This is a genomic window from Roseovarius sp. D22-M7 (assembly GCF_037083785.1).
Lineage (GTDB): Bacteria > Pseudomonadota > Alphaproteobacteria > Rhodobacterales > Rhodobacteraceae > Roseovarius.
This window is the reverse complement of record NZ_JBAPKY010000002.1, coordinates 22,055-47,481: the sequence shown is the minus strand read 5'-3', so window position 1 is coordinate 47,481 and position 25,427 is coordinate 22,055. Positions and strand designations below refer to the sequence as shown.

Here is a 25,427-nt window from a genome sequence, read left to right as displayed (position 1 = left end):
CGCTATACGGATAGACGGGCTGCGGGTCACTCCGTGCAGGGGCCATCCATTTATTGTCTGGCCCTTCCGGGCGCGCGCCACGTTGACCGCGCCGATCACTTGAAGTTGCGACTGTCCTTGATCTGGTCCCACGCCCAGACGACCTGTTGCAGCTGCTCTTCCTGGCTGCGGTCACCGCCGTTGATGTCGGGATGCAGCACCTTGATCAGCGACTTGTAGGCCTTGCGCACGTCTGCCTTCGACCAGTGATCCTCGGCCTCGAGGATCTCGACCGCGCGGCGTTCGGTGGGCGGCAGCTTGCGCCGGCCGGTGCGCGCCTTGCCGGGGTTCTGCGTGGCGTTCACGCCCAGCACCTGGTGCGGGTCCTCGATCCCAAGGCGCGCCCAAGCCCGCGCCTCGGGGTCGTTGAAGCGGCGCGTCTCGCGGTTCCAGACCTTGTCCTTTGAGGCCTGCGCGTTCATCTCGGCCTCTGTGGTGCCGTCGAAGAAGTTCCACTTCAGGTTGTATTCGCGCACATGCGCCTGACAGAACCAGTAGTAATCATCCAGCACGTCGGGCGCCTTCGGGGCGCGGTACTTGCCGGCCTCCTCGCATCCGGGATGATCGCAGATCCGGGTCGAGGTTTCCGAGGCGCCGGACATGCCCTTGCGGCCGCGCGGGTTCTTCTTCTTGGCCGACGAGACCGACATGTCGAAACCGAAGGGGTCTGTTTTGGACATGGAACATACCTTTTCAAGTCAGGTCGCAGAGTGTATCGCAAAACGCCATGAATTGAAGGGGGGATCGGAAAAAACTTCCCCCGTCAGGCTGCGATTCGCGAAGGATCCTCACCGATTGCGATGCGTCAACCGGTTGATTTTCGACATTAAAACGGAGAGGCCCCGATCACTCGGGCGGCGCGGGCGGCCGCGGCCCCTCGACGCGCGGCGCCGCGACCGGATCGGTGCGGTGCGCATCCGTCACGACGGGGTCCCGGGGCCTCCGGGCGCGGCAGAAGACCAGCACCGAGCGATAGACCGTCTGGTGCGATGTCAGGCCCTGACGTTCGACGCTGGGCAGGATGTCGCTGCGCAGATACTGCCAGCCATCGCGCGCCATCTCGTTGAGCACGTCCTCGAGGCCAAGGGCGAATCGCGCCTCGGGCGTCTTGGCGCCCGGGGCCTTGCGGCCGCGTGTCGGCGCCGGCATCACCTTGTACTCGAGATCTCGGTCCTCGGCCTGGGACATGCGCGCCTCCGGTTGTGGATGTGTGCCCGCGCCCGCGGCCCCCGCGGCCCTTGTCCTATTTCGGAGCGGGGCCGATGATCATGACCATCTGCCGCCCCTCCATCTTGGGCATGTTTTCGACGCGACCGACATCCTTGACGTCCTCGGCGATCCGTTCCAGCAGGTCGCGCCCGAGATCCTGGTGCGCCATCTCGCGGCCGCGGAAGCGCAGCGTGACCTTCACCTTGTCGCCGCCTTCGAGGAATTTCAGCACGTTCCGCATCTTGACGTCGTAGTCATGCGTGTCGGTGCCGGGGCGAAACTTCACCTCCTTGACCTCGATGACCTTCTGCTTCTTGCGCGCCTCGGATTCGCGTTTCTGCTGTTCGTACTTGTATTTGCCGTAATCCATGATCTTGCAGACCGGCGGATTGGCGTTGGGAGAGATTTCGACGAGATCGAGCCCGACCTGTTCCGCCATTTCGAGGGCCGCGCGCGGGGTCACCACCCCGGCATTTTCACCATCTGCCCCGATGAGGCGGATTTCGTTGGCACGGATCTTGTCGTTGACCCGCGGGCCGGTGTCACGCGACGGTGGCGCGTTGTGAGGTCTGCGAGCTATGGTATCGATCCTTTGATGGTTGACTGGTGTCGTCTTTGTCGAGGCGCCAATCTAGACGCGGGCGGGACGGCTTTCAAGCCGCAAAATCGGCTGGGACGGGCCGAAAGAGGTGCTATTTGGCCCTTGCGGGTTTCCTTTCTCCGAACCATTTGGCACATGTGAGATGCAGGGTCGGCGCGATGATCGCGGGGCCCACCCCAATTTTGGAGACGGTCATGAAAAACCTGATTTGGATCGTGCTGGCAGTGCTCGTGCTCGGCGGCGGCTACATGCTCTTTACCGGAAAATCGGTCGACGAACTGGTCGAGGATGTGACCGGCACGACGCAGGAGGTCGAGCCGGCCGACACGGCCGAGGAAACCGCGCCCGACGCGGAGGCGGCGCCCGAAGAGACCACCGAGACCGAGGAGACCGCGAGCGAGACGCTCGACACCCTCGATGAGGCCGTGGGGGACGCCGCGAACATGGTCGAGGATACGGCCAGCGATACCGCCGATGCCGCCCGCGAGGCCGCTGAAGAGGCGACCGATGCCATGGGCGATGCCGCCGACGAGGTGACGGGCGGGTCGGAGGACGCCGCGACCGAGGAGAGCGCGGATGAAGCTGCGACCGAAGATACAACGGACGGATCCGCGGGCGACGGTACGGCGGATGAGGCGATGACCGACGGCACCACGAACGACGCCACGACAGGCGATACCGCGGATGAGGCCGCGCCCGAGCAGGGTACCTCTGACGGAAGCGGGGATGAGGCCGAGGCGGGTGATGGTGCCGCCGACGAGGCGACGAACGACATGCAGCAAACGGCCGAGGATGCGGTGGATTCGGCGCGTGACACCGAAGGCGCGGCGGCCGAAACCGCCGAAGAAACCGTGAACCGCGTCCGGGAAATGGGTGAAGAGGCTGCCGCGGAAGCCGAAGAGGCTGCGCAGGCCGCGATAGAGCGCGCCCAACAAGCCGCTGGCGGCACCGAGGAAGAAGCCGCCCAGCAAGCGCGCGAAGCGTTCGACGCCGCAACCGGAGAAAGCACCGCTGAAACCGGTAACGGCGCTGACGAGACGGCGCAGACCACCGAGGGGTCGGGGCCCGTCGAAGGCATCCCCGAGGCTTCGAGCAGCACCGGGAACGAGGTGCCCGACGTCTTGACCGTGGACGGCTTCGATATGGAGGAAGCGCGGACCCTGCTTGAAGAGTCGAGCCTCGGCACGACGACGCAGGAGTTGCTGATCGACAGTCTGGAGCGTGGACAGGACAATCCCGAAATGCTCGAAAACTCCCTCGGATCGGTTCAGCGCGCGCTCGGATACTGATCCGCAGGACATCGGCACAACCAAAGAAAACCGCGCAAAGCCTTGGCCTTGCGCGGTTTTCGTTTGTCGGTTGTGACAGGATCAGTCGAGGAATGCCTTTTCCACGACGTATTCCTTCGGTTCGGAGTTGGCGCCTTCGCGCAGCCCGTAGCCTTCGAGCAACTCCTTGATCTCAAGGTTGAAGGCAAGGTTGCCGCACACCATCGCGCGATCGGTCTCGGGGGCCAGCGGTGCCACGTCGAGATCGGCATAGACCTCGCCCGAGCGCATCAGGTCGGTGATGCGGCCCATCTTGGGGCTTTCTTCCCGCGTGGTCGTCGGATAATAGCGCAGCTTGTCGTGAAAGCCTTCGCCCATCAAGTCGGCCAGTAGCGGGTCGGCGCGGATGCTGTCGATCAGGTCGCGACCATAGTCAAGTTCGCCGATCTCGCGGCAGGTATGCGTCAGGATGACCTCGTCGTAATCCTCGAAGGTCTGCGGATCGCGCAGCAGCGAGGCGAAGGGCGCGATGCCGGTGCCGGTGGCGAACAGCCACAGCCGCTTGCCGGGAAGAAGCGCGTCATGCACCAGCGTGCCCACCGGCTTGGGGCGCAGAATGATCTGGTCGCCCGGCTCGATATGTTGCAGCCGCGAGGTCAACGCGCCGTCCTGCACCTTGATCGAGTAGAATTCCAGCTCGTCGTCCCAGGACGGCGAGGCGATGGAATAGGCGCGCAGAAGCGGCTTTTCCTTGCCGGTCTTGGCATCCTCGGACATCAGGCCGATCATCACGAACTCGCCCGAGCGGAACCGCAAAGAGGCCGGGCGCGTCACGCGAAATGAAAACAGACGGTCGGTGTAATGGTTCACCTGCGTCACCGTCTGCGCGTCGGGCAGCGTCGGGGTCCGGGGCGTTTTCGCGGTTGCTTGGGTCTGTTGTGTCATCTCGTCCATACTGTCTGTTGCCGATCATCCTTGACCGACACCCTTTCATAATCCTTGATCGAAGTCAGGTGAAGGCGGTATTCAGCCGCGCAGCCGCGCCTGGTAGTCATGCGCTTGCCAGTTGGCCCGGAAAAGCCACTGATCCTCCGGCTGGCGCGCCGCCAGATCGTCGGAGATCTCGACCTCGTCGAAGCCGCTGCGCCGCGCCATCGCGTAGTGATCGGCGATGACATGGCCATGCGCGCGCAGCCGCCCGGCATAGCCCATCAGCCGCAACCGCCGGGCGATGGAAAACCCTCGCCCGTCAGCAGGGCCCGGGAAGTGGACGCGGATCATCTCGATCCCGTCCAGCCGCCCGGCCAGCGTGGCGGGATCGCTGTCGTTGGGCAGGTCGAGCGCGATGGCGCCGTCGCCCGCCGCCTCGAGCGGCGTGACGGGGGTGGTCCAGTCATCGGGCGCAAAGCCCTGATCGGTGACGAGGATGGTCATGCGGAAACTCCTTTTCGCACCATCTTGCCGTTCACAAAATGGATGCCGCATTCTGTCTTGTCCTGACCGCGCCAGCGGCCGGACCTGGGATCTTCGCCCGGCGCGACCGGCGTGGTGCAGGGGATGCAGCCGATCGACGGGTAGCCCCTGGCGACCAGCGGGTGCCGGGGCAGCCGGTTCTCCTCCATATAGGTCTGCAGGTCCTCGCGCGTCCAGTGGGCGAGCGGATTGACCTTGATCCGGTCGGTGCCGTCCTCGATCTCGAAGAAGTCGAGCGTGGTGCGCTGACCGGTCTGGTAGCGCTTGCGCCCGGTGATCCAGCCGTCGAAGCCCTGCAGCGCGCGTTGCAGCGGCACCGTCTTGCGCAAGGCGCAGCAGGCGTCGGTGTCGTGCCGGTGCAGGCTGCCATCTGGATCGTGTTGTGTCAGATCCTCCTGCGCGGCGCGGATGATCCGCAGGTCGCGCAACGCCAGCCTTTCGGCCAGTTCCTGCTGGTAGACCAGCGTTTCGGCGAAGAGCATCTCGGTGTCGATGAAGATCACCGGTGTCGTCGGCCGAGTGACGGAAACCATATGCAACAACACCACCGACTCGGCGCCGAAACTCGATACCAGCGCGAGGTGGCCGGCCTGCGTGTCGCGCAGCGCATGCTCCAGTACCGAGATCCCCGAATGGTGGCGATAGCGGTCGTTCAGGGCCTGCACGCGCGCCTGAAGATCACTCCGCGGCATGGGCACGCGCCTCTGCGTCGTAAAGTGCCGATTTGAACGGTGCCATGCCGAGGCGGGTATAGGCCTGCAGGAAGGTCTCGTCCGGGCCCTCGCGCAGGTCGAGATAGGCAAGGATCAGGCGTTCCACCGCCGGCACAATCTCGTCATAGGCAAAGCCGGGGCCGGTCCGGGCGCCGATCGCCGTGCTTTCCGACGGATCGCCGCCCAGCGTGATCTGGTAATTCTCGACCCCCGCGCGGTCGAGCCCGAGGATACCGATATGGCCCACATGGTGATGCCCGCAGGCATTGATGCAGCCCGAGATCTTGATCTGCAGATGACCCACGTCATGCTCGATCTTCAGCTCGGCCAGCCGGGTGGCGATGCCTTGGGCGACGGGGATCGACCGCGCGGTCGCCAGCGCGCAGTAATCCATGCCGGGGCAGGCGATGATGTCCGAGGCGAGGCCGATATTGCCCGTCGCCAGACCCGCCTCGCGCAGCGCGGCATGGACCGCCGGGATGTCGGCCAGCGCCACATGCGGCAGAACGAGGTTCTGGGCGTGTGTCACGCGGATATCGTCATGCCCGTAGCGTTCGGCCAGATCGGCGACGAGGCGCATCTGTTCCGCCGACGCGTCGCCCGGTGTCGCGCCATGTGCCTTGAGGCTGATGGTGACTATGCCGTGGTCGGCCTGCCGGTGCGGCGTCACGTTGGTGTCGGCCCAGGCGGCAAGGACCGGATCCGCGGCGCGGGCGGCATGGTAGGGCGAAGGGTCGCGCACTGGCAGGTCGGGGGTGACGAAGGCCGCCTCGATGCGCGCCAGCCAGTCCTGATCGACGCCGGTGAAGGCCGCGCGGCGGTTGGGAAACTCGGCCTCGACCATCTCGCGGATCTCGCCGAGCCCGGTTTCGTGCACGGTGATCTTGACGCGCGCCTTGTACTTGTTGTCGCGCCGCCCGAGGCGGTTATACGTCGCGAGGATGGCTTCCAGGTAGGGCAGCAGATCGGCGCGCGGCACGAAATCCCTGATCTGCTTGGCGACCATCGGTGTGCGGCCCATGCCGCCGCCGATCCAGATCTCGTAGCCCCGCTCGCCGTTGCGCTCGACGATCTTGACGCCGATATCGTGGCTTTTCATGACCGCGCGGTCGGACTCGCTGGCGATCACGGCGATCTTGAACTTTCTGGGAAGGAACTGGAATTCCGGGTTGTCGGTCGACCATTGCCGGATCAGCTCGGCCACGGGGCGCGGATCCTCGATCTCGTCGGGTGCGGCCCCCGCGAAATGATCCGCGGTGACGTTGCGGATGGTGTTGCCGCTGGTCTGGATGGCGTGCATGCCGACCTCGGCCAACGCATCCAGCATATCCGGAATGTCGCGCAATTTCGGCCAGTTGTACTGGATGTTGGTGCGGGTGGTGAAATGGCCATACCCCTTGTCCCACCGCTCTGCCAGGTAGGCCAGTTGCCGCATCTTGGCCGGGTCGAGCGAGCCGTAAGGCACCGCCACCCGCAGCATGTAGGCGTGCAGTTGCAGGTAAAGCCCGTTCATCAGGCGCAGCGGCTTGAACTCGTCCTCGGTCAGGCTGCCGTCGATGCGCCGCTCGACCTGGGCGCGGAACTGGCGGTTGCGCTCTGCCAGAAACGCGGTGTCGAATTCGTTGTAGTGGTACATGATATGCTCCTGCGCGGATCGCGTGGGTCAGGCGTTTTTCAGGCCGTCGGCCTGTTTGCCGTGAAAGCGGTTCGAGGGTCCGGTACGGCGGAATTCCTCGCGGAAATGCGCAGGAATCGGCCTGTCGGGGCCTTGCCGCACATCCGCGAGATAGGCGCCCACGACCTCGGCCGAGCGGGCCTGCGCCTGCAGCAGACGGTACTGGGCATCGGCCTCGTCGGTGAGGATCTCGGCCTCGGTCAGGTGCCGCGACCAGAGGTCATCCGCGGTGAGATAGACCACGTCACCTTCGAGAAGGGCGTTGGCTGTGACGACCTTGGGGGTGAACTCTCGGGGCATGTCAGGCAAGCTCCTCTCGGGATTGAACGAGGGCGGCCTCGGCGGCGCGCGGCGCGAGGCCAAGAAAGGTCAGCGCCGGGCCGGCCGGGGCCGCGGCGTCGAGATCGGCCGGCAGACGGTCGAGCGTGGTCGACAGCACCCGCTGCGAGGGCAGCGAGGCGTTCTCGATCACCGTCACCGGCGTCGTGCGATCCGCGCCATGCATGATCAGCCTGCCTTGAATGAACCGCGCGGATTTCTTGCCCATGTAGATCGCCGCCACCTCGCCGGGACGCGCCAGCGCGCGCCAGTCGTGATCGGCAAAGCCCTGCATGTCGTGACCGGTCAGAAACCGCACCGCAGTGTTGCGCCCGCGCTTCGTCAGGCTTTGCCCGATCGCCGCGACCGAGGCCGAGGCGGCGGTGATGCCCGGCACCACCTCCCATGCAAGCCCGGCCTCTGCGACCGCGTCGATCTCCTCGTCGAGGCGGCCGAAGACCGTGGGATCGCCGCCCTTCAGCCGCACCACCTGCGCGCCGGCGCGTGCATGGCGAACGATCAGCGCGTCGATCTCGGCCTGCGGCATGGCGGGGCCAAAGCCCTGCTTGCCGGCGTTCACGAGCCGTGCCGCGGGATGTGCGAGATCGAGGATCGCGCGCGACACCAGCCGGTCATGGATCACGACGTCGGCGGTCTGCAGCGCGCGCCACGCTTTTAGCGTCAGAAGCTCGGGGTCGCCCGGGCCCGCGCCGACGAAGGCGACATGCCCGGCAGCGGGGTGCGTTCGATGAATTCTGGGCATGGCCGCCCCTTTCGCGAGTGGTGCTTCGATCTTCGCAATATAGGAAAAATTCCTTTGAAATGGCTAGATATCCATGCCAATAAGAACGTACGTTCCGTCAAGCGCCGAATATCACCGGATCGTCCCGTCTACGTAAAGGAATTGGAATGGCTGTCCGTCTCGACGATCTCGATCGGAAAATTCTCGTGCAGTTGCAGGCGGACGGCGGCCAGTCGCTCGACGAGATCGCGGGGGCGGTGAGCAGTTCGAAGACGCCGGTGTGGAATCGGATTCGCAAGATGCGCGAGGGCGGGGTGATCCGCCAGCAGACCTATCTGCTGGACCCCGAGGCGCTCGGCTTCGAGGCGTGCTTCTTCGTGCTGATCCGCACGTCCGAGCATGACACCGACTGGCAGGCGCGGTTTTTGAAGGCGCTGCAGGACCGTCCCGAGGTCATGGAGGCGCACCGGCTGGCCGGTGATATCGACTATATCCTGAAGGTGCGCGTCGCCAATGCCCGCGCCTATGACATGTTCTACCAGGCGCTGATTTCAGAGGTGAGGGTGCATAACGTCACCGCGCTGCTGTCGATGGAAGAGATCAAGTCGACGACGATGCTGCCGTTATGAGTGCGTGTCGTGCAAGCGCTGCCCCAGCCGGGTTGGTACCGGCAGCCACGAATCAGCTTGCGTTTTCAAGCGCTTCCATGATCGCCGCAAACTCTGTCGCCTTGAGGCTGGCGCCGCCGACAAGCGCGCCGTCAACATTGGAGATGGCGAAGATCTCGGCCGCGTTGGCGGGTTTGACCGAGCCGCCATAGAGCAGGCGGATGGCGTCGGCGGTATCGCCGCCGAGGCGATCGGTCAGGCGGCGGCGCAGGAAATCGTGCACTTCGGCGATCTGCGCGTCGGTGGGCGTGTGGCCGGTGCCGATGGCCCAGACCGGCTCGTAGGCGATCACGGTATTGGCACCGGTCGCGCCGTCGGGCAGCGATGTGTCGAGCTGATCGGCGATCACCTCGAGCGCCTGCGCGGCCTCGCGCTGTGCCAGCGTCTCGCCGAGGCAGACCACGGCGGTGAGGCCTGCAACCCACGCCGACGTGACCTTTTCGGCGATCAAGTCACTGGTTTCGTGGTGGTTTTCGCGCCGCTCGGAATGCCCCAGAAGCACCGCAGAGGCGCCGGTATCCGCGATCATCGGGGCCGAAATGTCGCCGGTATGGGCGCCGGACGCGGCCTGATGGCAATCCTGTGCGCCAATCGTCAAAGGGTAACCGACGGCGAGGGCAGAAGCCTGCGCAAGCAGCGTGGCGGGCGGGCAGAGCAGCAGATCAACTTGTGGGGTGGGATGCGTGCGGGTCAGCGTCTCGATCTCGGCGAGGCTGGCCGCGGTACCGTTCATCTTCCAGTTGCCCGCGCAAAGTCTGCGTCTCATGCCGTTGATAACCCTGAAAATGTCTTGGCTGAGGCGCCCAGAGGCCAATTATGCCACAAATGCCCGCCCAATGGTTCAAAAGAGTGGTCTATCCAATTGATCCGAAACGGATTACGTCTCGGCGAACTTGATCGACTCGCCGCAGCCGCAGGATTCGGTAACGTTGGGATTGTTGAAGACGAAGCCCGATTCCAGCAGCGATGTCTGGTAATCGATCTGCGTGCCGAAGAGGAACATCTGCGCCATCGGCGCGATCATGATCCGCGCCCCGTCCTGTTCGACCACCTCATCGTGGGGGTCGACCTCTGTCACATACTCCATCGTGTATTCCATGCCCGCGCATCCGCCTTTCTTGACGCCAATGCGCAGCCCCTCATGGTGGTCGCGATCCATCAGGCCCGCGATGCGGCTGGCCGCGGCCGGGGTAAGCGTGACGGCCTGCTTTCCGGGGATACCGAACATCAGGTTACCCTTTCAATACTTTGATTTCATTACATGAAGCCCAGTTCAAGCCGGGCCTCGTCAGTCATCATGTCCATGCCCCAGGGCGGCTCCCAGACGAGTTGCACATCGACCTGCTTGACGCCGGGCACAGGCTCTATCGCGTCGGCGACCCAGCCGGGCATCTCGCCGGCTACCGGGCAGCCGGGCGCGGTCAGGGTCATGTTGACCGCCACCGCGTTTTCCTGATCGATATCGATGGTGTAGATCAGGCCGAGATCGTAGATGTTGACCGGGATCTCGGGGTCGTAGACGCTGCGGCACGCCTCGACGATCTGGTCGTAAAGCGGGTGATCCGTACTGGACGGCGCGATCAGCGGCGTCCCCTCGAGCGGTTCGGAACTGTTCATCATGGTGGTATCCTGCGTCATTCCCGAGTTGAAACATAAGACTTAACATCGCCCGCGTCCAGAGGGCGCGGCGCGACCGGCGAAGTGGTACAAAACTGCGTGAGTTTTTTCACAAACGCGGGCCGGCGCCGACGCTCAGCCGCGCGCCTTGCCGGTTTTCGCCTCGGCGCTCTTGCGGCGGCGGACCGGGGCGGGGCGCACCCGCGTCTCGATCATGTCGTAAAGCGCGCCGGTGATGTTCTTGCCGGTGGATTTCTCGATGCCCTCGAAGCCGGGCGAGGAGTTGACCTCGAGCACCTTGGGGCCGGTTTCCGAGCGCAGCAGATCGACGCCGGCCATGTTGAGATCGAAGACCCGCGCCGCGCGGATCGCGGTGTCGCGTTCGGCCTTGGTGATACGCACCGCCTTGGCCGAGCCGCCGCGGTGCAGGTTCGACCGGAAATCGCCGTCGGCGCCGGTGCGCTTCATCGAGGCCACGACCCGCCCGCCGATCACCAGGCAGCGGATATCCTCGCCCGCCGCCTCCTTGACGAAATCCTGCACGAGAAAGTTCGCTTTCAGCCCGCGAAAGGCGTCGATCACCGATTCGGCGGCCTTCTTGGTTTCGGCCAGCACTACACCCTTGCCTTGCGTCGACTCGAGCAGCTTGACGATCAGCGGGGCGGTGCCCACGAGGCCGATCAGGTTGCCGGTGTCCTTGGGCGAGTTGGCGAAGGCGGTGTTGGGCATGCCGACCTGCGCGCGCGCCATGAGCTGATGCGCGTAAAGCTTGTCGCGACTGGCGATGATACCGGCGGAGGAATTGGCGCAGAAGGTGCCGATGGTCTCGAACTGGCGGATGACGGCGGCGCCGTAGGCGGTGACAGAGGCGCCGACGCGCGGGATCACCGCGTCGTAGCGCGGCAGGCGCTTGCCGTCGTAATGCACTTCGGGGGCCAGCGCGTTGATCGCCATGTAGCAGCGCGTGGTGTCGACGACCTCGACGGTGTGGCCGCGTGCCTCGCCTTCCTCGACCAGCCGCCGGGTGGAGAAGTTGTTCTCGCGGCTGAGCACGCAGATCCGCAGGGCGCGCTTGGGCTGGGCCGCGCGCATCTGCGACGAATGGTAGACGTCGTAGCTGAGTTCGGGCTGCAGGAAGCGGTCGGTGGCGACGATCGAGATGTGATCCTTGAGCGCCTGCCGCCCCAGCAGCATGCGCGAGGCCATGGTCGAGCGGTTGGTCAGCGTGATCTCGATCGGCCAGCTGTCGCCGTCGACGGCCAGCGTGCTCTGGATCACGTAGCGCAATTCACGGTCGCCGTTCGACGAGGCGACATCGCGGCGGTCCATGATGACCGCCGAGCACGGGATCACCAGGTCGTCCCGTCCCGGGATCGGGTGCACGGTGAAGCGGACCTTGGGCTTCGACGCGGGCCCGAAGGTCTCTATGTCGAAGGCGTGCAGCGCAGAGGTGCGCGCGCCGGTATCGACCTTGGCCTTCAGCGCGGGCACGCCGAGATCGGGCAGGGCGATCCATTCCTCCCAGCCGAATTGCAGCGCCTTGGGTTGGGTGTCATCGGTCATGGGTGTCTTTCTGCCGTTTCGTCGGATGGCGTGTCGCGGGCATGCCGCCAGCCGTGGCCGGACATGTGCACGGATCGGCCTGCCGGTGCAAGCCGGGGCCGGACCAGCATGCGCCGCGATCACTTGTTGATGTCCTCGTCGATCACCCGGGTCTGGTCGTCCTTCTTGAGGAAAAGCCGGCGCATCGCGATCCACGCCAGCAGCGAGAGCCCCGCGAAGAGCGCCAGCAGCAGTGGCAGCCCCGGATCAACCGGCAGCAGCACCGCGATCGCCACGGCGGCCGCGCCGCAGGCAAAGCCGAGGAAGATGAAGCCCGGCACGAGGATCTCGAGCATGGCGAGCACCAGCGCCGCGGCCGCCCAGATCCACCACAATTGCCAGAGTGCGGTTTCCATCATCCCCCCGTCAGCTTCTGCCCTTGAGCATGTTGAAGGCGTTGCCGAAGGCCTCGACGGCGTGGGCGGGCACGATCACGGTCTGGCTGCCGGTGCCCTGTCCGAGGGCGTTAAGCGCCTCGACCTGTTTCAGCGCGACCTGGTACTGTGCCGCCTCGAGCCCGTTATCGGCGATCGCGCGGGCCACGACGCCGGTGGCGTAGGCTTCGGCGTCGGCCTCGACCCGGCGGGCCTTGGCGGCCTGCTCGGCCGCGTAAAGCTCGCCATCGGCCTGCAGTTCGATGGCGCGTTTCTGGCCCTCGGCCTCGGTCACCGAGGCGCGGCGGGCGCGTTCGGCGTTGAGCTGTTGCAGCATCGCGTCGCGGGTGGCCTGATCGAGATCGACATCGAGGATCTCGGCGCGGGTGACGTCGATGCCCCAGTCGTCGACCGCGTCCTTGACCCATTTCTTGATGGTGCCGATCAGCTCGTCCCGGTTCGATTGCACCTCGTCGAGATCCATGCGGCCGATCTCGGCGCGGACGATACCGGCGACTGTGGTGGCGATCGCCTCGTCGACGTCGCGGATGCGGTAGACGGTCTTTTCGGGTTGCAGGATGCGGTAGAAGACCGAGGTCTCGACCTTGACCAGCACGTTGTCGCGGGTGATCGCGTCCTGGTTGGCGCTGGGCAGTTGCCGTTCGAGGATCGACACCCGGTGCGCCACCACGTCGAGGAACGGCACGATCAGGTTGATGCCGGGGCCGAGCACCTTGTGCAGCCGGCCAAAGCGTTCGATGACATATTGTTCGGATTGCGGCACGATCTTGAGGCCGCGAAAGATCACCAGCACCGCGAAGACCGCGAGCAGGATCCACAGGATGTTGTTGGCGAGAAGGGAAAGCAACTGGTCTTCGGTCATGTCGAGATCCTGAAATTGACTGTATTGCGATGGGGTCGCTGTGCAATCTCTTACAACTTCGTTTAGACGGCTTTAAACGGCGGCAAAAGGTGAAAAACGGGGGCGCGGGCATGCGGTTCGCATTCAGGCAGGTGGCGCGGGATGGCGATGCGCGGGCGGGGGTGATCGACACGCCCCGCGGGCCGGTTGAAACGCCGGCCTTCATGCCGGTCGGCACCGCCGGCACCGTCAAGGCGATGCTGCCCGAGAATGTCGCCGCCACCGGCGCGCAGATCGTGCTGGGCAACACCTATCACCTGATGCTGCGCCCCGGCGCCGAGCGGGTGGCGCAACTGGGCGGTCTGCACCGGTTCATGAACTGGCACCGGCCCATCCTGACCGATTCCGGCGGCTTCCAGGTGATGAGCCTCGCCGGCCTGCGCAAGCTGGACGAGCAGGGCGTCACCTTCCGTAGCCATATCGACGGGTCCACGCATCACCTGACGCCCGAGCGGTCGATGGAGATCCAGAGGCTTCTGGGTAGCGATATCGTGATGTGTTTCGACGAATGTCCGGCGCTGCCGGCGAGCGACGCGGCGGTCGCCGACAGCATGCGGCTGAGCATGCGTTGGGCGGCGCGGTCGCGCGAGGCTTTCGGCGACCGCCCCGGGCATGCGCTCTTCGGGATCATGCAGGGCGGGGTCACGCCGGAACTGCGCGAGGAAAGCGCGAAGGCGCTGACCGAAATCGGGTTCGACGGCTACGCGGTGGGCGGTCTCGCGGTGGGCGAGGGGCAGGCGGCGATGTTCGGCGTTCTGGATTACGCGGCCGGCTTCCTGCCCGAGGATCGCCCACGTTACCTGATGGGGGTGGGCAAGCCCGACGATATTGTCGGCGCGGTGAAGCGCGGCATCGACATGATGGATTGCGTGCTGCCCACGCGGTCCGGGCGCACCGGGCAGGCCTGGACGGCGCGCGGCATGGTCAACATCAAGAACGCCCGCCACGCCGCCGATCCGCGCCCGCTGGACGAGGCGTGCACCTGTCCGGCCTGCCGGGGCTATTCGCGTGCCTACCTGCACCACGTCTTCCGCTCGAACGAGATGATCTCGGGGATGCTGCTGACCTGGCACAATCTGCAATATTTCCAGGACATCATGGCGGGCATGCGCGCGGCCATCACAGACGGCCGCTTCGCCGCGTGGGAGGCCGCGTTTCTCGCCCGCCGCGCCGAGGGCGATATCGCGCCGCTGTGACCCGGTTCAGCGCGCGGTCGAGGCCGTGTAGATGTCGTCGATCGCCTTCGCGAGCGTGGCGTTGAACTCGGCCTCGGATTGCTGCGCGGTCAGCCCTTCGGTCAGGGCGCGCGAGAAGCTGGCGATCACGCCGCGGTTGCGGGCCAGACGGGCGGTCGCCTCGTCTCGGCTGTAGCCCCCCGACAGCGCCACGACGCGCAGCACGCGCGGGTGATCCACCAGCGCCGTGTAAAGATCGTCGGTCTCGGGCAGGGTCAGTTTCAGCATCACTTCCGAGCCCTCGGGAAGGTCGTCGAGATGTGCGGCGATGGTGTCGCGCAGGATCTCCTCGGCCTCGGCCTTGTCGGGGATCGAGATGGTGACCTCGGGCTCGAGTATCGGCACGAGGCCGTGGTCGAGGATCTGGCGGCCGATCTCGAATTGCTGGGCGACATTGGCCGAGATGCCGGTGCGGTCGGCGGCGTCGATGACAGAGCGCATCTTGGTGCCGAACATGCCCGCCTTCGCGCCGCGTTCCAGCAGCGCGTCGAGATCGGGCATCGGTTTCATCAACCGGGCGCCGTCGCGTTCCTCGGCCAGCCCGCGATCGACCTTCAGGAAGGGCACCACGCCGCGCTCGGCCCACAGGTAGTCGGCCGACGGGCGGCCGCCGATCTCGCGGTCCATGGTCTTCTCGAAGAGGATCGCGCCCAGCACCTTGTCGCCGTTGAAGGCCGGGGCCCGCGCGATACGTGCGCGCATGGCGTGGACGAGGTCGAACATCTCGGCATCATTGGAATACCGATCGCCGTCGATCCCGTAGAGGCGCAGCGCCTTGGGGGTCGAGCCGCCGGACTGGTCGAGGGCTGCGATGAAGCCCTGACCGTCGCGGATGTGTCGTCTCTGCTCAGCCGTCGTCATCGGGTGCCCCTTCGCCGCGTGATGTGTTTCCACGATCTCTTAGGCGAGCGTTGCAGGCCGTGCAATCATGGTACCGCTAACAGCGGGCCGCTATCCCTTCAGTGCCGCGACACCCGGCAGATCCTTGCCTTCCAGCCATTCGAGGAACGCGCCGCCGGCCGAGGAAACATAGGTGAAATCCTCGGCGGCCCCCGCCCTGTTGAGCGCCGAGGCGGTATCGCCGCCGCCGGCGACCGATACCAGCCGTCCGGCGCGGCTGCGCGCCGCGGCATGAAGGGCGGCGGCGTTGGTGGCCGCATCAAAAGGCGCAACCTCGAACGCCCCCAGCGGGCCGTTCCAGAGCAGCGTCTTCGCGCCGTCGATATGGGCCTTGATGCGCGCGATGGCTTGGGGGCCGGCATCGAGGATCATCGCATCGCCGGGACAGGCATGCGCACCCACGGTCTCGTGCGCCGCACCCTCGGCAAGTTCGCGCGCGACGACCACATCGGCGGGCAGCAGGATCTTGCAACCCGCCGCACCCGCCTTGATCATGATCTCGCGCGCGGTGGGGGTCATCTCGTGCTCGCAGAGCGACTTGCCGACATCGAGACCCAGTGCGGCGATGAACGTGTTGGCCATGCCGCCGCCGATCACGAGGCTGTCGACGCGGGTCACGAGGTTGCCCAGCAGGTCGAGCTTGGTCGACACCTTGGCGCCGCCCACCACGGCCATCACCGGGCGCGCGGGGTCGCCCAAGGCCGCCTCGAGCGCCTGCAACTCGGCCTGCATCAACCGTCCCGCGCAGGCCGGCAGCAGATGCGCCAGCACCGTGGTCGAGGCATGCGCGCGATGCGCCGCCGAAAACGCGTCGTTGCAATAGACGTCGCCGAGGCTGGCCAGCCGCCGCGCGAAGTCTTCGTCGCCGGCCTCTTCGCCGGGGTGGAAGCGGATGTTCTCCAGCAGCAGCACCTCGGCCGCGCGCGCCTCTTCGGTGGGGTGTTCGGCGCCCTCCAGCGTCTCGATGAACTGCACCTTGCGCCCGAGGGCCTGTTCCAGCGCGGGCACGGTCACGCGCAGCGACATCTCGGGGACCACGCGGCCCTTCGGCCGGTCGAAATGCGCGATCAGGATCGGCTTGCCGCCTTTGGCGAGGATATCCTCGACGGTCGGCACGATGCGGTCGATCCGGGTGGCGTCGGTCACCTGGCCGCCGCTGACCGGCACGTTGATGTCGACGCGCACCAGCACGCGCTTGCCTGCGAGATCCATGTCGTCGAGGGTTTTCCAACTCATGCCGGGCGGTCCTTTCGATATCTGCGGTCGCGGGGGTTGTGGCGCGCGGGGCGCGGCCGGTCAAGCTGCGCTTGGCAAGCGGGCGCGTTCGGCTTAGTTAACGGATATATCCCACCGCGAAGGAGCCGGAGATGGCCGAGATCAAGGACCCCGAAAACACCATCCTGATGGAGCTGAAAGGCGGCACCGTCGCGATAGAGCTTCTGCCCGACATCGCGCCCGACCATTGCGCCCGGATGAAGGAGCTGGCCCGCGCCGGGCAGTACGACAATGTTGCCTTCCACCGGGTGATCGAGGGGTTCATGGCGCAGACCGGCGACGTGCAGCACGCCAACATGGAAGACGGCTACAACCCGCGCATGGCCGGCACCGGCAGCAGCGACCTGCCCGATCTGAAGGCGGAGTTCTCGAAGATCCCGCATGATCGCGGCACGCTGGGCGCGGCCCGCAGCCAGAACCCCAACAGCGCCAATTCGCAGTTCTTCATCAGCTTCAAGGACAACCATTTCCTCAACGGGCAATACACCGTCTACGGAAGGGTGATCGCAGGCATGGAGCATGTCGATGCCCTCACCCGCGGCGAGCCGCCGGCGAGCCCCGACCGGATGATCAGCGTGAAGGTGGCAGCAGATGCGTGAATTTGTCCTTGCCCTGACGACGGTTGCAGCCCTCGGCGCGGTTCCCGTCCACGCCACCGGGATCGAGATCGAGGTGGCCGGCAAGGCCGACGGCACCGTGACCATCGACCTCTTCGAGGAGATCGCGCCGGATCACGTGGAGCGGATCACGACGCTGGCCGAGACAGGCGCCTATGACGGCGTGGTCTTTCACCGGGTGATCGACGGCTTCATGGCGCAGACCGGCGACGTGCAGTTCGGCAAGATCGACGAGGGCGACATGCGTCGCGCCGGGATGGGCGGCAGCGACCGCCCCGATCTCGAGGCGGAATTTTCCGACAGGCCGTTCCGGCGCGGCACGGTCGGGATGGCGCGCTCGCAGGATCCCGATTCAGCTAATTCGCAGTTCTTCATCATGTTCGCGCCCGGCGATTTCCTCAACGGCCAGTACACGGTCGTGGGCGAGGTCACGGACGGCATGGACGTGGTCGACGCCATCAAGCGCGGGCAGGGCCAGAACGGCGCGGTCGTGGGGCGGCCCGATGTGATGGAAAAGGTCGCGGTGATCGACTGATCGTGTCGGTGGCCGATCCCGGGGATCTTGTGCCCGCACCGCTTGCCGAGGGGCTGTGGGAGGTGACGGGCGCGACCGTGCCGTGGCGCATGGGCGTGCCGGTGCCGCTGCGCACGGTGGTGGCGGTGCTGCCCTCGGGGCAGGTATGGGTGCATGCGCCGGGGCCGCTGACGCCCGACCTGCGCGCATGGCTGGACGGGCATGGGACGGTCGCGCATATCGTGCGGCCGCACGCGCCCGATCTCGCATGGATGGAGGACTGGCGCGCCGCGTACCCCGCCGCGCGGATCTGGCACGGCGCCGAGATGCGCAGCGCGTCATGGGCGCGCCAGATCAAGCCGCTGATCCTGGAAGGCGTGCAGACCGAGGCCGTGTTCTTGCACCAGGCCAGCCGCTCGGTCATTCTGTCGCGGCTCATGATGGCGATCGACACCGGCCCGCTGCCGGCCTGGGCGCGGCCGCTGATCTGGCTCGCGGGGCTCGACGACAGCGACGGCAAGCCGCCGATCGGGCTTTCGCCGCGGCTTGGCGGGCGCAAGGCTGTGGGCGACGTGGTCGAGCAGATTCTCGACTGGGGCCCCGAGCGGCTGATCCTGACGCATGGCCGGTGCTACGGCATCGATGCGGGCGGCGAGATGACCCGCGCCTTCCGCCGCCTGATGCGCGAGCGTCTGTGGGATCGCGCGCTGGCGGAAGGCAAGCGCGGCTGACAGCATCGATTGCGGATCCCTTGGCACCGCACGGTGCGTTCATGCCATGACAACCCTTCTGACGCGATGCTCTGGCCCGTGATCCTCGCCGGACCCGGCCGGGGGCGTTCAGAAACAGGAGCTGTCATGAATCCTTTCGAAAACCGTATCCAGGCGCTGTCCGGTCCGGCCTCCGATGCCCTGCCGGTCATCCCCGACGACGCTGCCGATCTGCCGCATGTCGCCATCGGCCTCTACGTCGAGACCGGCGGCACGGTCAGCATCCAGACCGTGACCGGGGCGACGCGCAGCATCGCGGTCGCCGATTTCTCGGTGATGCCCATCGGCGTGCGCCGCGTGAACGCGACCGGGACCAGCGCCAGCGGCATCCACGCATTGGTCCTGGCATGAAGATCGTCGCGGATATCTCGACGACGTCGCGGTTTCTCGGCCCGCGCGGCCCGGTCACGCCGGTGGTGATCACCGCCGCGGTGCCGCCCGCGCTGGGCGCGTTGCGCGACGGCGACAGCGTGCAGGACGCGCTGTCACAAGGCGCGCTCGATCCGGACAATTACGCGTCGGTGGCGGGTGCGATCGCCACGGTTGACGCCGATGTCACGATCAACGGTGCGGCCGGCGCGGTGACCGACGGCGTGGTCTTTTCGGATGTCGTCTCGGTCGCGGTGACGGTGGCGGATGTGGCGGGCAATGCCCGCATCTTCGGCGCGGGCACGCGGACCGTGCAGGGCCTCGCCCCCGCCGCGCTGAGAGCCCCGTCGATCGCCGGCAGCCCGGCGCCGGGCAGCACCGTGACCTTGACGCGGGGCTCCTATTCCGGCTCGCCCGCGCCAGTGCTGACCGGCACGCTGAGGCTGGACGGCGAGGACGTGACGGCGGATCTGTCGGGTCTGGATTACGTCCTTCCCGACGACGCCGCGCCCGGCGCCGTGCTGGCCTATGACGAGACCGCCTCCAATGGCTTCGCCCCCGAGGCGCAGCAGAGCGTCAGCGTCAGCGTGGTCGCCGCCGCGACCGGGCTGCTCGACAGCTATCCCGGGGCGGCCGGGGCGTGGTCGCTGCGCAAGCTGGCCGGCGCCACGACGGACGTGGTGCGCGTGCGCCGCGGCAGCGACGGGGCCGAGGCGAATTTCACCGCCGAAGAGGTGGCCGGCGGCACCCTCGCGGCTTGGGTCGGGGCAGGCAATGACGGCTTCGTGGTGACCCTCTTCGATCAGAGCGGCAATGCAAGACACGCGACGCAGGCCACGGCCTCGGAACAGCCGCGGGTGGTGATTTCCGGTGCGCTGGTCACGAAGAACGGGCGCCCTGCGACGGATGTCGCGGCCGGCAATGCGCTGACCGTGTCGGGGCTGTCGCTGGAAGAGACCACGTCGATCTTCACCGCCACCGAAAACGCGACGCAGACCAGCGGCGGATCCATCCATCGGTCGATCCTCGCGGGGCGGACAGAGGATGTCTACCAGTCCAACGGGCGCGGTTACGGTCTGGGCGTCTCGAGGGGCGGGGCCAGTGCGGTCATTTTCAAGATGCCCGAGAACAGTTCCACCGCGAACGCGATCGGGTTCACCTTTCCCGAAAACGGCGCCCTGTTCCTGTTGACCGCCCTGGCGCAGAACGGGTCGGGGTCGCTGCGGGTGAATGCCGCGACGCCCGAGACGGGAAGCTACACGCCGCGGACCGGCAACTTCCTGACCGAGTATCAGCTGTTCAAGGATTCCAATAACGCGGACCGCAAATACAGAGGCCGCTTTGCCGAGCTGATCGCCTACAACTCGGATCAATCCGCGACTCGCGCCACGATCGAGCAGGCCATCGCGGACCATTACGGGATCACGCTGAGCTGACGGGCGCCTTGCCGGACTGTGCCGCGCGGCCCCGGTCGGGCCGCGCGTTCGGTGTCACCAGTTCGTGGGGCCCTTGCCGGCGAAGCGCTGGGTCAGGAAATCCATGAAGGCGCGGACCTTGGGCTGGGTGAACCGGCCCTGCGGATGGACCGCGTAGATCCCATGAACCTCCATCGGCAGATCGGGGATCGCATCCTCGACCAGCCCCTCGGCCATGGCATTCGTGTAAAGGAACGATGGCAGGTAGGCGATGCCCAGTCCCGAGATCGCGGCGTTGAGCAGCGATTGCCCGTCATTCACGCTGAGCCCGCCGGCGGTGCGCACCTGCCGTTTTTCGCCCGACGGTGCGGTCAGCCGCCACACGGCGTTGCCGGCTTGGCTGGAATAATGCAGCAGGCGGTGCTCGTTGAGATCGTCGATCCGCATGGGCCGACCATATTTCTGGAAATAGGCGGGGCTGGCGACCATCCGCTTGGTGGTCTCGGCCAGCTTGCGCGCGTTGAGCGTGGCATCATCGACATCGCCGATGCGGATCGCCATGTCGAAGCCTTCCGAGGCCAGCTCGACGAAGCGGTTGTTCAGGACGATGCTCAGCGTGATGTCGGGAAACTCGTCGAGGAACGGCCCGATGACCGAACTGAGATGATGCACGCCGAAATCCGTGGCGACCGAGACGCGCAGCAGCCCCGCGGGATCCGACCGCAGCGAACTCACCAGCGCATCCGCCTCGCCCGCGTCGTTGAGCACCCTCAGCGCCCGGTCGTAATAGGCGAGGCCGATCTCGGTCGGGTTGACGCGTCGTGTCGTGCGGTTGAGCAGCCGCGTGCCCAGCCGGGCCTCGAGCGCCGAAATGTGTTTGGATACAGCGGATTTCGAGATCCCCATCTTGCGGGCCGCATCGGTGAATCCACCCTGGTCCACCACCGTCGCGAATGCTTCCATTTCCGTCAGGCGATCCATAACTCTTTCCCCGTATACTCAACAGCATCTATGATTGCTTTGTGATTGTGTCGAAACTAGGGTCAGGATGGGACAATGTCACGATTTTTTGTGGATTGTCAGTAATTTAGCAACCATAAGAGGAGCGTAGTTAAACCCCTGATTGCCGAGTTAAACTTTTGATTGTCGTTTGTTGAATGGTACAAACTATAGGTGCAAAAACGCTGAACAAATCCGGGAGGACCACATCATGAAACGAGTCACTGCAATCCTTGCCGCCGGCCTGCTGGCGCTCGCCGCGCCGGTGCTGGCCGGCGACACGCCCGCGCCCGAGGGGGCCGAGGTGCATTTCGTCAACCTGTCGGAAGGCGACACCGTCGAAAGCCCGGTCACCGTGATCTTCGGGCTGAAGGGCATGGGCGTCGCCCCCGCCGGCACGGATGTCAATGCGACCGGCCATCACCACCTGCTTGTCGACCGGCCGCCGCTTGGCGAGGGGCCGAACGGCGAAGAGGAACTGAACACCAGCCTGCCGGCGGACGAACACCACCGCCATTTCGGCGGTGGTCAGACGCAGACCACGCTCGAGCTGGAGCCGGGCCCGCACACGCTGCAACTGGTTCTTGCGGATCACAATCACGTGCCGCACGATCCGCCGGTCACGTCGGACCGGATCAGCATCGCGGTGAAGTGACCGCTCAGAGCGTCGCGGCCAGCCGCGTACCCTGATCGATGGCGCGTTTCGCGTCCAGCTCGGCGGCGACATCCGCGCCGCCGATCACGTGTACCGAGACGCCGCGCGCCTCCAGCGCGTCGGCGAGGCTGCGTTCGCTGAGTTGCCCGGCGCAGAGGACAACCGTGTCGGCGGCGATCAGCGTCGGGTTGTCGCGCGCCTCGCCGAAGGTCACGTGCAGCCCCTCCGCATCAATGCGCTCGTAATTGACGCCGCTGACCATCTCGACGCCCTTCATCCGCAGCGCCGCGCGATGCACCCAGCCGGTAGTCTTGCCCAGCCGCTTGCCCGGACGCTCGGCCTTGCGCTGCAGCATCGTGACGGCCCGCGCGGGGGGGCTGGGCTGCGGGCCGTCCGTCGCCAGCCCGCCGCGAGTGCGCGCGGGATCGCCGACGCCCCATTCCCGGCGCCACAGATCGATATCCTCGGTCGGGCTTTCGCCCGCGTGCACGAGGAATTCCGACACGTCGAAACCGATCCCGCCGGCGCCCACCACAGCGACCCGCCGCCCGACCGGGGCATGTCCGCGCAGCACGTCGATATAGCTGAGGACATTGGGCCCGTCCTGCCCCGGGATGCCGGGATCGCGCGGGATCACGCCGGTGGCGACGATCACCTCGTCATGGTCCGACAGATCCCCTGCGCGCACCTCGCGGCCCAGCCGGACGGCGACGCCGGTCTCGCGCAGCATCACCTCGTACCAGTCGACCAGCCCGTGAAATTCCTCCTTGCCGGGGATCACCCGCGCCATGTTGAGCTGCCCGCCGATCCTGTCGGCGCGGTCGTAAAGCGTCACGCGGTGGCCGCGCCCGGCCGCGGTGATCGCCGCCGACAGCCCCGCCGGCCCGGCGCCCACCACCGCGATGCGGCGCGGCCGCGCGGCCGGTGCGATCACCAGCTCGGTCTCGTGGCAGGCCTGCGGGTTGACGAGGCAGGAGCTGAGCTTGCCCGAGAAGGTGTGATCGAGACAGGCCTGGTTGCAGGCGATGCAGGGCGCGATGGTGTCGCTGCGCCCCTCGGCGGCCTTCTTGACGAAGTCCGCATCGGCTAGGAACGGTCGCGCCATCGACACCATGTCGGCCACCCCGCGCGCCAGCAGATCCTCGGCCATCTCGGGCGTGTTGATCCGGTTCGAGGTGATCACGGGGATGCCCACCTTGCCCATCAGCTTTTCCGTCACCCAGGCGAAACCCGCGCGCGGCACGCTGGTGACGATGGTGGGCACCCGCGCCTCGTGCCAGCCGATACCGGTATTGAGGATCGTGGCACCCGCGGCCTCGACCGCCTTTGCCAGTTGCACCACCTCGTCATGGGTGCTGCCCTCGGGGATCAGGTCGATCATCGAGATGCGGTAGACCAGGATGAAATCGGGGCCCACCGCGTCGCGCACCCGGCGCACGACCTCGACGGGCAGGCGCATCCGGTTCTCGTAAGACCCGCCCCAGCGGTCGCTGCGCTTGTTGGTATGGGTCACCAGGAACTGGTTGAGCAGGTATCCCTCGGACCCCATGATCTCGACCCCGTCATAGCCCGCCTCGCGCGCGCGGGTGGCGGCGGTGACGATATCGGCGATCTGTTTCTCGATCCCGGCCTCGTCGAGTTCCTTGGGCGTGAAGGGCGAGATCGGCGACTTGATTGGCGAGGGCGCGACGCATTCCTTGCCGTAGGCGTAGCGCCCGGCATGCAGGATCTGCATCGCGATGCGTCCGCCCGCGTCGTGGACACGGTCGGTGACATGCCGGTGATTGTCGATATCCTCGGGGGTATAAAGCCCCGCCGCGCCGGGAAACACGCCGCCCTCGGGGTTGGGAGCCATGCCGCCGGTGATCATCAGCCCGACATCGGCGCGGGCCCGCGCGGCGTAGAATTCCGCCACCCGGTCCCAGTCGCGGGTTTCCTCCAGCCCGGTATGCATGGAGCCCATGATCACCCGGTTCTTCAGCGTGACATGCCCCAGGTCGATAGGGGAAAGCATATGCGGATAGGCGGACATGGCGGGCGGACCTTTCCTCGACGGGCTCTGTCAAAGGCACTGATGCCGCGTCCGGGGGCGGATGTCACCCCGGAACGCGGCGTCAGGACGCCCGCCCGCTCAGCGCGTGGTCTCGGTCAGGCGGCGCTTGACATAGGACGACACCGTCTCGATCAGCCCGTCCATGTAGGGCGGCTGGAAGAAGTGATCGGCGCCCGACACCTCTTCATGTGTGATGGTGATGCCGTGCTGTTCGTGCAGCTTGCCGACCAGCGAGGCGGTGTCGGCGGGCGGGGCGACGCGGTCATGCGTGCCGTTGATCACCAGCCCCGAGGCCGGGCAGGGCGCGAGAAAGCTGAAATCGTACAGGTTCGCGGGCGGCGAGACCGAGATGAAGCCGGTGATCTCGGGCCGGCGCATCAGAAGCTGCATGCCGATCCACGCGCCGAAGGAAAACCCCGCGACCCAGCAATGCTTTGAATTGTTGTTCATCGATTGCAGGTAGTCCAGCGCCGCGGCCGCATCGCTCAGCTCGCCGACGCCCTGGTCGTATTCCCCCTGGCTGCGCCCGACGCCGCGGAAATTGAAGCGCAGAACCGTAAAGCCCATGTTGTAGAAGGCGTAATGCAGGTTGTAGACGACCTTGTTGTTCATCGTGCCGCCGAATTGCGGATGCGGGTGCAGCACGACGGCGATCGGCGCGTCCTTTTCCTTCTGCGGATGGTAGCGGCCTTCGAGACGGCCCTCGGGGCCGGGAAAGATTACCTCGGGCATGTGTTCCCTTTGTGCATGGTCCCGGGCAGGCGCATCGTTGTTGACGGGGCTGCCCGAACACCTTAGAACTCTTCTAAATCGTGATCGGTGTCGGTTCGGATCCACGCGAGATAAGCGCTGGTGCCGGCAAGGTCAATCTGTGCGCGCGGGGAGAAGGCGATGAAACTCAGCACCAAGGGCCGGTACGCAATGGTGGCGCTGGTGGATATCGCGCTGCAGCCCGAGGGCGAGGTCGTCACCTTAGGCGAGGTGTCGCGGCGGCAGGACATCTCGCTGCCCTATCTCGAGCAGCTTTTCGTCAAGCTGCGCCGCGCCGGGCTGGTGACATCGGTGCGCGGGCCGGGGGGCGGCTACCGCCTGGCGCGCCCCGCCACCGAGATCCGCGCCGCCGACGTGCTGTCGGCGGTCGACGAGACGGTGGACGCGTTGCACAAGGGCGCCGGCGCCTCGGGCGGGGCGAGCGGCTCGCGCGCGCAATCGATGACCAACCGGCTGTGGGAAGGCCTCAGCGCGCAGGTCTACGTGTTCCTGCACCAGACCCGGCTGAGCGACGTGGTGGGCAATTCGCTGGCCCCGTGCCCGGCAGTGCCGCATCTCTTCTCGGTGGTGGACGAGGATTGAGCGGGGGCCGCACCCCACACCGCAGGGATAGTCCAGACCGGAAGACACGGC

30 protein-coding genes are annotated in these 25,427 nt (G+C 66.3%); 10 read left to right on the top strand and 20 right to left on the bottom strand.

What is annotated here, in order from left to right; all coding sequences use genetic code 11:
- Nucleotides 1-95: 95 nt before the first annotated feature.
- The 3 genes from V8324_RS01265 to infC all read right to left on the bottom strand — a co-directional run bounded on the left by V8324_RS01265 (nucleotide 96) and on the right by infC (nucleotide 1,741).
- Nucleotides 96-719 carry a J domain-containing protein gene (locus tag V8324_RS01265; RefSeq protein ID WP_336418094.1) on the bottom strand — a complete coding sequence of 208 codons (624 nt, stop codon included), beginning with the start codon at nucleotides 717-719 and terminating at the stop codon, nucleotides 96-98.
- Nucleotides 720-885: 166 nt separating this feature from the next.
- Nucleotides 886-1,227, bottom strand: a complete 342-nt coding sequence (locus tag V8324_RS01260; protein ID WP_336418093.1) for a hypothetical protein — start codon at nucleotides 1,225-1,227, stop codon at nucleotides 886-888.
- Nucleotides 1,228-1,282: 55 nt separating this feature from the next.
- On the bottom strand, nucleotides 1,283-1,741 hold the full coding sequence (gene infC, locus V8324_RS01255) for a translation initiation factor IF-3 (RefSeq protein WP_336418219.1): 459 nt from the start codon (nucleotides 1,739-1,741) through the stop codon (nucleotides 1,283-1,285).
- A gap of 302 nt (nucleotides 1,742-2,043) precedes the next feature.
- Between infC and V8324_RS01250 the strand changes: the two genes are divergently transcribed.
- Complete coding sequence (locus tag V8324_RS01250; RefSeq protein ID WP_336418092.1) at nucleotides 2,044-3,138, top strand: hypothetical protein; 1,095 nt, start codon at nucleotides 2,044-2,046, stop codon at nucleotides 3,136-3,138.
- Nucleotides 3,139-3,219: 81 nt separating this feature from the next.
- On the opposite strand, the gene V8324_RS01245 is transcribed toward V8324_RS01250, so the two are convergent.
- The 6 genes from V8324_RS01245 to cobA all read right to left on the bottom strand — a co-directional run bounded on the left by V8324_RS01245 (nucleotide 3,220) and on the right by cobA (nucleotide 8,059).
- The gene (locus tag V8324_RS01245; RefSeq protein ID WP_336418091.1) at nucleotides 3,220-4,071 is read right to left on the bottom strand and encodes a ferredoxin--NADP reductase; all 852 of its coding nucleotides are present in this window, start codon (nucleotides 4,069-4,071) and stop codon (nucleotides 3,220-3,222) included.
- Between the two features lie 72 nt (nucleotides 4,072-4,143).
- Nucleotides 4,144-4,551: a DUF934 domain-containing protein gene (locus tag V8324_RS01240; protein WP_336418090.1), complete on the bottom strand. Its 408-nt coding sequence runs from the start codon at nucleotides 4,549-4,551 to the stop codon at nucleotides 4,144-4,146.
- Entirely contained in the window at nucleotides 4,548-5,282 is a 735-nt protein-coding gene (locus V8324_RS01235; RefSeq protein ID WP_336418089.1) for a phosphoadenylyl-sulfate reductase, read from the bottom strand. Before V8324_RS01235 ends, V8324_RS01240 begins: the two co-directional genes overlap by 4 nt.
- A complete protein-coding gene (locus V8324_RS01230; protein WP_336418088.1) occupies nucleotides 5,269-6,939 on the bottom strand; it encodes a nitrite/sulfite reductase in 1,671 nt (556 codons plus the stop codon). Before V8324_RS01230 ends, V8324_RS01235 begins: the two co-directional genes overlap by 14 nt.
- Before the next feature lie 27 nt (nucleotides 6,940-6,966).
- Nucleotides 6,967-7,278, bottom strand: coding sequence for a DUF2849 domain-containing protein (locus tag V8324_RS01225; protein ID WP_336418087.1), 312 nt, complete (start codon nucleotides 7,276-7,278; stop codon nucleotides 6,967-6,969).
- A 1-nt stretch (nucleotide 7,279) separates the two neighbouring features.
- Nucleotides 7,280-8,059: a uroporphyrinogen-III C-methyltransferase gene (gene cobA, locus V8324_RS01220; RefSeq protein ID WP_336418086.1), complete on the bottom strand. Its 780-nt coding sequence runs from the start codon at nucleotides 8,057-8,059 to the stop codon at nucleotides 7,280-7,282.
- 146 nt (nucleotides 8,060-8,205) lie between these two features.
- On the opposite strand from cobA, the gene V8324_RS01215 reads away from it, so the two are divergent.
- Nucleotides 8,206-8,667: an Lrp/AsnC family transcriptional regulator gene (locus V8324_RS01215; protein WP_336418085.1), complete on the top strand. Its 462-nt coding sequence runs from the start codon at nucleotides 8,206-8,208 to the stop codon at nucleotides 8,665-8,667.
- A 52-nt stretch (nucleotides 8,668-8,719) separates the two neighbouring features.
- On the opposite strand, the gene tpiA is transcribed toward V8324_RS01215, so the two are convergent.
- The 6 genes from tpiA to V8324_RS01185 all read right to left on the bottom strand — a co-directional run bounded on the left by tpiA (nucleotide 8,720) and on the right by V8324_RS01185 (nucleotide 13,182).
- Nucleotides 8,720-9,472: a triose-phosphate isomerase gene (gene tpiA / locus V8324_RS01210; protein WP_336418084.1), complete on the bottom strand. Its 753-nt coding sequence runs from the start codon at nucleotides 9,470-9,472 to the stop codon at nucleotides 8,720-8,722.
- Between the two features lie 111 nt (nucleotides 9,473-9,583).
- Nucleotides 9,584-9,934, bottom strand: coding sequence for a HesB/IscA family protein (locus V8324_RS01205; protein WP_336418083.1), 351 nt, complete (start codon nucleotides 9,932-9,934; stop codon nucleotides 9,584-9,586).
- A 29-nt stretch (nucleotides 9,935-9,963) separates the two neighbouring features.
- Nucleotides 9,964-10,326 (bottom strand): SUF system Fe-S cluster assembly protein, encoded by a 363-nt coding sequence (locus V8324_RS01200; RefSeq protein ID WP_336418082.1) that lies wholly within the window; start codon nucleotides 10,324-10,326, stop codon nucleotides 9,964-9,966.
- 132 nt (nucleotides 10,327-10,458) lie between these two features.
- The gene (rimK, locus tag V8324_RS01195) at nucleotides 10,459-11,886 is read right to left on the bottom strand and encodes a 30S ribosomal protein S6--L-glutamate ligase (protein ID WP_336418081.1); all 1,428 of its coding nucleotides are present in this window, start codon (nucleotides 11,884-11,886) and stop codon (nucleotides 10,459-10,461) included.
- A gap of 119 nt (nucleotides 11,887-12,005) precedes the next feature.
- A complete protein-coding gene (locus V8324_RS01190) occupies nucleotides 12,006-12,281 on the bottom strand; it encodes a hypothetical protein (RefSeq protein ID WP_442970438.1) in 276 nt (91 codons plus the stop codon).
- 10 nt (nucleotides 12,282-12,291) lie between these two features.
- On the bottom strand, nucleotides 12,292-13,182 hold the full coding sequence (locus V8324_RS01185) for an SPFH domain-containing protein (protein WP_336418079.1): 891 nt from the start codon (nucleotides 13,180-13,182) through the stop codon (nucleotides 12,292-12,294).
- A gap of 110 nt (nucleotides 13,183-13,292) precedes the next feature.
- Here V8324_RS01185 and tgt point away from each other — a divergent pair, with 110 nt between their 5' ends.
- Entirely contained in the window at nucleotides 13,293-14,417 is a 1,125-nt protein-coding gene (gene tgt / locus V8324_RS01180) for a tRNA guanosine(34) transglycosylase Tgt (protein ID WP_336418078.1), read from the top strand.
- Between the two features lie 6 nt (nucleotides 14,418-14,423).
- Here tgt and V8324_RS01175 read toward each other — a convergent pair whose 3' ends face one another.
- Complete coding sequence (locus tag V8324_RS01175; protein WP_336418077.1) at nucleotides 14,424-15,317, bottom strand: fructose bisphosphate aldolase; 894 nt, start codon at nucleotides 15,315-15,317, stop codon at nucleotides 14,424-14,426.
- Between the two features lie 90 nt (nucleotides 15,318-15,407).
- Nucleotides 15,408-16,592 (bottom strand): phosphoglycerate kinase, encoded by a 1,185-nt coding sequence (locus V8324_RS01170; RefSeq protein WP_336418076.1) that lies wholly within the window; start codon nucleotides 16,590-16,592, stop codon nucleotides 15,408-15,410.
- Nucleotides 16,593-16,723: 131 nt separating this feature from the next.
- Between V8324_RS01170 and V8324_RS01165 the strand changes: the two genes are divergently transcribed.
- From V8324_RS01165 to V8324_RS01145, 5 genes are all read left to right on the top strand, one after another.
- The gene (locus tag V8324_RS01165) at nucleotides 16,724-17,230 is read left to right on the top strand and encodes a peptidylprolyl isomerase (protein WP_336418075.1); all 507 of its coding nucleotides are present in this window, start codon (nucleotides 16,724-16,726) and stop codon (nucleotides 17,228-17,230) included.
- The gene (locus V8324_RS01160) at nucleotides 17,223-17,783 is read left to right on the top strand and encodes a peptidylprolyl isomerase (protein ID WP_336418074.1); all 561 of its coding nucleotides are present in this window, start codon (nucleotides 17,223-17,225) and stop codon (nucleotides 17,781-17,783) included. The genes V8324_RS01165 and V8324_RS01160 overlap by 8 nt, the downstream gene beginning before the upstream one ends.
- Before the next feature lie 8 nt (nucleotides 17,784-17,791).
- Nucleotides 17,792-18,493 (top strand): hypothetical protein, encoded by a 702-nt coding sequence (locus V8324_RS01155; RefSeq protein WP_336418073.1) that lies wholly within the window; start codon nucleotides 17,792-17,794, stop codon nucleotides 18,491-18,493.
- Nucleotides 18,494-18,619: 126 nt separating this feature from the next.
- Nucleotides 18,620-18,883 carry a spike base protein, RCAP_Rcc01079 family gene (locus V8324_RS01150; protein WP_336418072.1) on the top strand — a complete coding sequence of 88 codons (264 nt, stop codon included), beginning with the start codon at nucleotides 18,620-18,622 and terminating at the stop codon, nucleotides 18,881-18,883.
- Nucleotides 18,880-20,337: a hypothetical protein gene (locus tag V8324_RS01145; protein ID WP_336418071.1), complete on the top strand. Its 1,458-nt coding sequence runs from the start codon at nucleotides 18,880-18,882 to the stop codon at nucleotides 20,335-20,337. The genes V8324_RS01150 and V8324_RS01145 overlap by 4 nt, the downstream gene beginning before the upstream one ends.
- Before the next feature lie 54 nt (nucleotides 20,338-20,391).
- Here V8324_RS01145 and V8324_RS01140 read toward each other — a convergent pair whose 3' ends face one another.
- The gene (locus V8324_RS01140) at nucleotides 20,392-21,297 is read right to left on the bottom strand and encodes a LysR family transcriptional regulator (RefSeq protein ID WP_336418070.1); all 906 of its coding nucleotides are present in this window, start codon (nucleotides 21,295-21,297) and stop codon (nucleotides 20,392-20,394) included.
- 229 nt (nucleotides 21,298-21,526) lie between these two features.
- On the opposite strand from V8324_RS01140, the gene V8324_RS01135 reads away from it, so the two are divergent.
- Complete coding sequence (locus V8324_RS01135; protein ID WP_336418069.1) at nucleotides 21,527-21,970, top strand: DUF4399 domain-containing protein; 444 nt, start codon at nucleotides 21,527-21,529, stop codon at nucleotides 21,968-21,970.
- A gap of 4 nt (nucleotides 21,971-21,974) precedes the next feature.
- On the opposite strand, the gene V8324_RS01130 is transcribed toward V8324_RS01135, so the two are convergent.
- Complete coding sequence (locus V8324_RS01130; RefSeq protein WP_336418068.1) at nucleotides 21,975-24,002, bottom strand: NADPH-dependent 2,4-dienoyl-CoA reductase; 2,028 nt, start codon at nucleotides 24,000-24,002, stop codon at nucleotides 21,975-21,977.
- A 99-nt stretch (nucleotides 24,003-24,101) separates the two neighbouring features.
- Entirely contained in the window at nucleotides 24,102-24,755 is a 654-nt protein-coding gene (locus V8324_RS01125) for an alpha/beta hydrolase (protein ID WP_336418067.1), read from the bottom strand.
- A gap of 159 nt (nucleotides 24,756-24,914) precedes the next feature.
- Between V8324_RS01125 and V8324_RS01120 the strand changes: the two genes are divergently transcribed.
- The gene (locus tag V8324_RS01120; RefSeq protein WP_336418066.1) at nucleotides 24,915-25,376 is read left to right on the top strand and encodes an Rrf2 family transcriptional regulator; all 462 of its coding nucleotides are present in this window, start codon (nucleotides 24,915-24,917) and stop codon (nucleotides 25,374-25,376) included.
- The last annotated feature ends 51 nt before the right edge of the window (nucleotides 25,377-25,427 follow it).

What these genes read in the sequence shown, in the direction of transcription:
- V8324_RS01265 (WP_336418094.1), bottom strand. Translation starts at nt 719, where the DNA reads ATGTCCAAAACAGACCCCTTCGGTTTCGACATGTCGGTCTCGTCGGCC.
- V8324_RS01260 (WP_336418093.1), bottom strand. Translation starts at nt 1,227, where the DNA reads ATGTCCCAGGCCGAGGACCGAGATCTCGAGTACAAGGTGATGCCGGCG.
- V8324_RS01250 (WP_336418092.1), top strand. Translation starts at nt 2,044, where the DNA reads ATGAAAAACCTGATTTGGATCGTGCTGGCAGTGCTCGTGCTCGGCGGC.
- V8324_RS01245 (WP_336418091.1), bottom strand. Translation starts at nt 4,071, where the DNA reads ATGGACGAGATGACACAACAGACCCAAGCAACCGCGAAAACGCCCCGG.
- V8324_RS01240 (WP_336418090.1), bottom strand. Translation starts at nt 4,551, where the DNA reads ATGACCATCCTCGTCACCGATCAGGGCTTTGCGCCCGATGACTGGACC.
- V8324_RS01235 (WP_336418089.1), bottom strand. Translation starts at nt 5,282, where the DNA reads ATGCCGCGGAGTGATCTTCAGGCGCGCGTGCAGGCCCTGAACGACCGC.
- V8324_RS01230 (WP_336418088.1), bottom strand. Translation starts at nt 6,939, where the DNA reads ATGTACCACTACAACGAATTCGACACCGCGTTTCTGGCAGAGCGCAAC.
- V8324_RS01225 (WP_336418087.1), bottom strand. Translation starts at nt 7,278, where the DNA reads ATGCCCCGAGAGTTCACCCCCAAGGTCGTCACAGCCAACGCCCTTCTC.
- cobA (WP_336418086.1), bottom strand. Translation starts at nt 8,059, where the DNA reads ATGCCCAGAATTCATCGAACGCACCCCGCTGCCGGGCATGTCGCCTTC.
- V8324_RS01215 (WP_336418085.1), top strand. Translation starts at nt 8,206, where the DNA reads ATGGCTGTCCGTCTCGACGATCTCGATCGGAAAATTCTCGTGCAGTTG.
- tpiA (WP_336418084.1), bottom strand. Translation starts at nt 9,472, where the DNA reads ATGAGACGCAGACTTTGCGCGGGCAACTGGAAGATGAACGGTACCGCG.
- V8324_RS01205 (WP_336418083.1), bottom strand. Translation starts at nt 9,934, where the DNA reads ATGTTCGGTATCCCCGGAAAGCAGGCCGTCACGCTTACCCCGGCCGCG.
- V8324_RS01200 (WP_336418082.1), bottom strand. Translation starts at nt 10,326, where the DNA reads ATGATGAACAGTTCCGAACCGCTCGAGGGGACGCCGCTGATCGCGCCG.
- rimK (WP_336418081.1), bottom strand. Translation starts at nt 11,886, where the DNA reads ATGACCGATGACACCCAACCCAAGGCGCTGCAATTCGGCTGGGAGGAA.
- V8324_RS01190 (WP_442970438.1), bottom strand. Translation starts at nt 12,281, where the DNA reads ATGGAAACCGCACTCTGGCAATTGTGGTGGATCTGGGCGGCCGCGGCG.
- V8324_RS01185 (WP_336418079.1), bottom strand. Translation starts at nt 13,182, where the DNA reads ATGACCGAAGACCAGTTGCTTTCCCTTCTCGCCAACAACATCCTGTGG.
- tgt (WP_336418078.1), top strand. Translation starts at nt 13,293, where the DNA reads ATGCGGTTCGCATTCAGGCAGGTGGCGCGGGATGGCGATGCGCGGGCG.
- V8324_RS01175 (WP_336418077.1), bottom strand. Translation starts at nt 15,317, where the DNA reads ATGACGACGGCTGAGCAGAGACGACACATCCGCGACGGTCAGGGCTTC.
- V8324_RS01170 (WP_336418076.1), bottom strand. Translation starts at nt 16,592, where the DNA reads ATGAGTTGGAAAACCCTCGACGACATGGATCTCGCAGGCAAGCGCGTG.
- V8324_RS01165 (WP_336418075.1), top strand. Translation starts at nt 16,724, where the DNA reads ATGGCCGAGATCAAGGACCCCGAAAACACCATCCTGATGGAGCTGAAA.
- V8324_RS01160 (WP_336418074.1), top strand. Translation starts at nt 17,223, where the DNA reads ATGCGTGAATTTGTCCTTGCCCTGACGACGGTTGCAGCCCTCGGCGCG.
- V8324_RS01150 (WP_336418072.1), top strand. Translation starts at nt 18,620, where the DNA reads ATGAATCCTTTCGAAAACCGTATCCAGGCGCTGTCCGGTCCGGCCTCC.
- V8324_RS01145 (WP_336418071.1), top strand. Translation starts at nt 18,880, where the DNA reads ATGAAGATCGTCGCGGATATCTCGACGACGTCGCGGTTTCTCGGCCCG.
- V8324_RS01140 (WP_336418070.1), bottom strand. Translation starts at nt 21,297, where the DNA reads ATGGATCGCCTGACGGAAATGGAAGCATTCGCGACGGTGGTGGACCAG.
- V8324_RS01135 (WP_336418069.1), top strand. Translation starts at nt 21,527, where the DNA reads ATGAAACGAGTCACTGCAATCCTTGCCGCCGGCCTGCTGGCGCTCGCC.
- V8324_RS01130 (WP_336418068.1), bottom strand. Translation starts at nt 24,002, where the DNA reads ATGTCCGCCTATCCGCATATGCTTTCCCCTATCGACCTGGGGCATGTC.
- V8324_RS01125 (WP_336418067.1), bottom strand. Translation starts at nt 24,755, where the DNA reads ATGCCCGAGGTAATCTTTCCCGGCCCCGAGGGCCGTCTCGAAGGCCGC.
- V8324_RS01120 (WP_336418066.1), top strand. Translation starts at nt 24,915, where the DNA reads ATGAAACTCAGCACCAAGGGCCGGTACGCAATGGTGGCGCTGGTGGAT.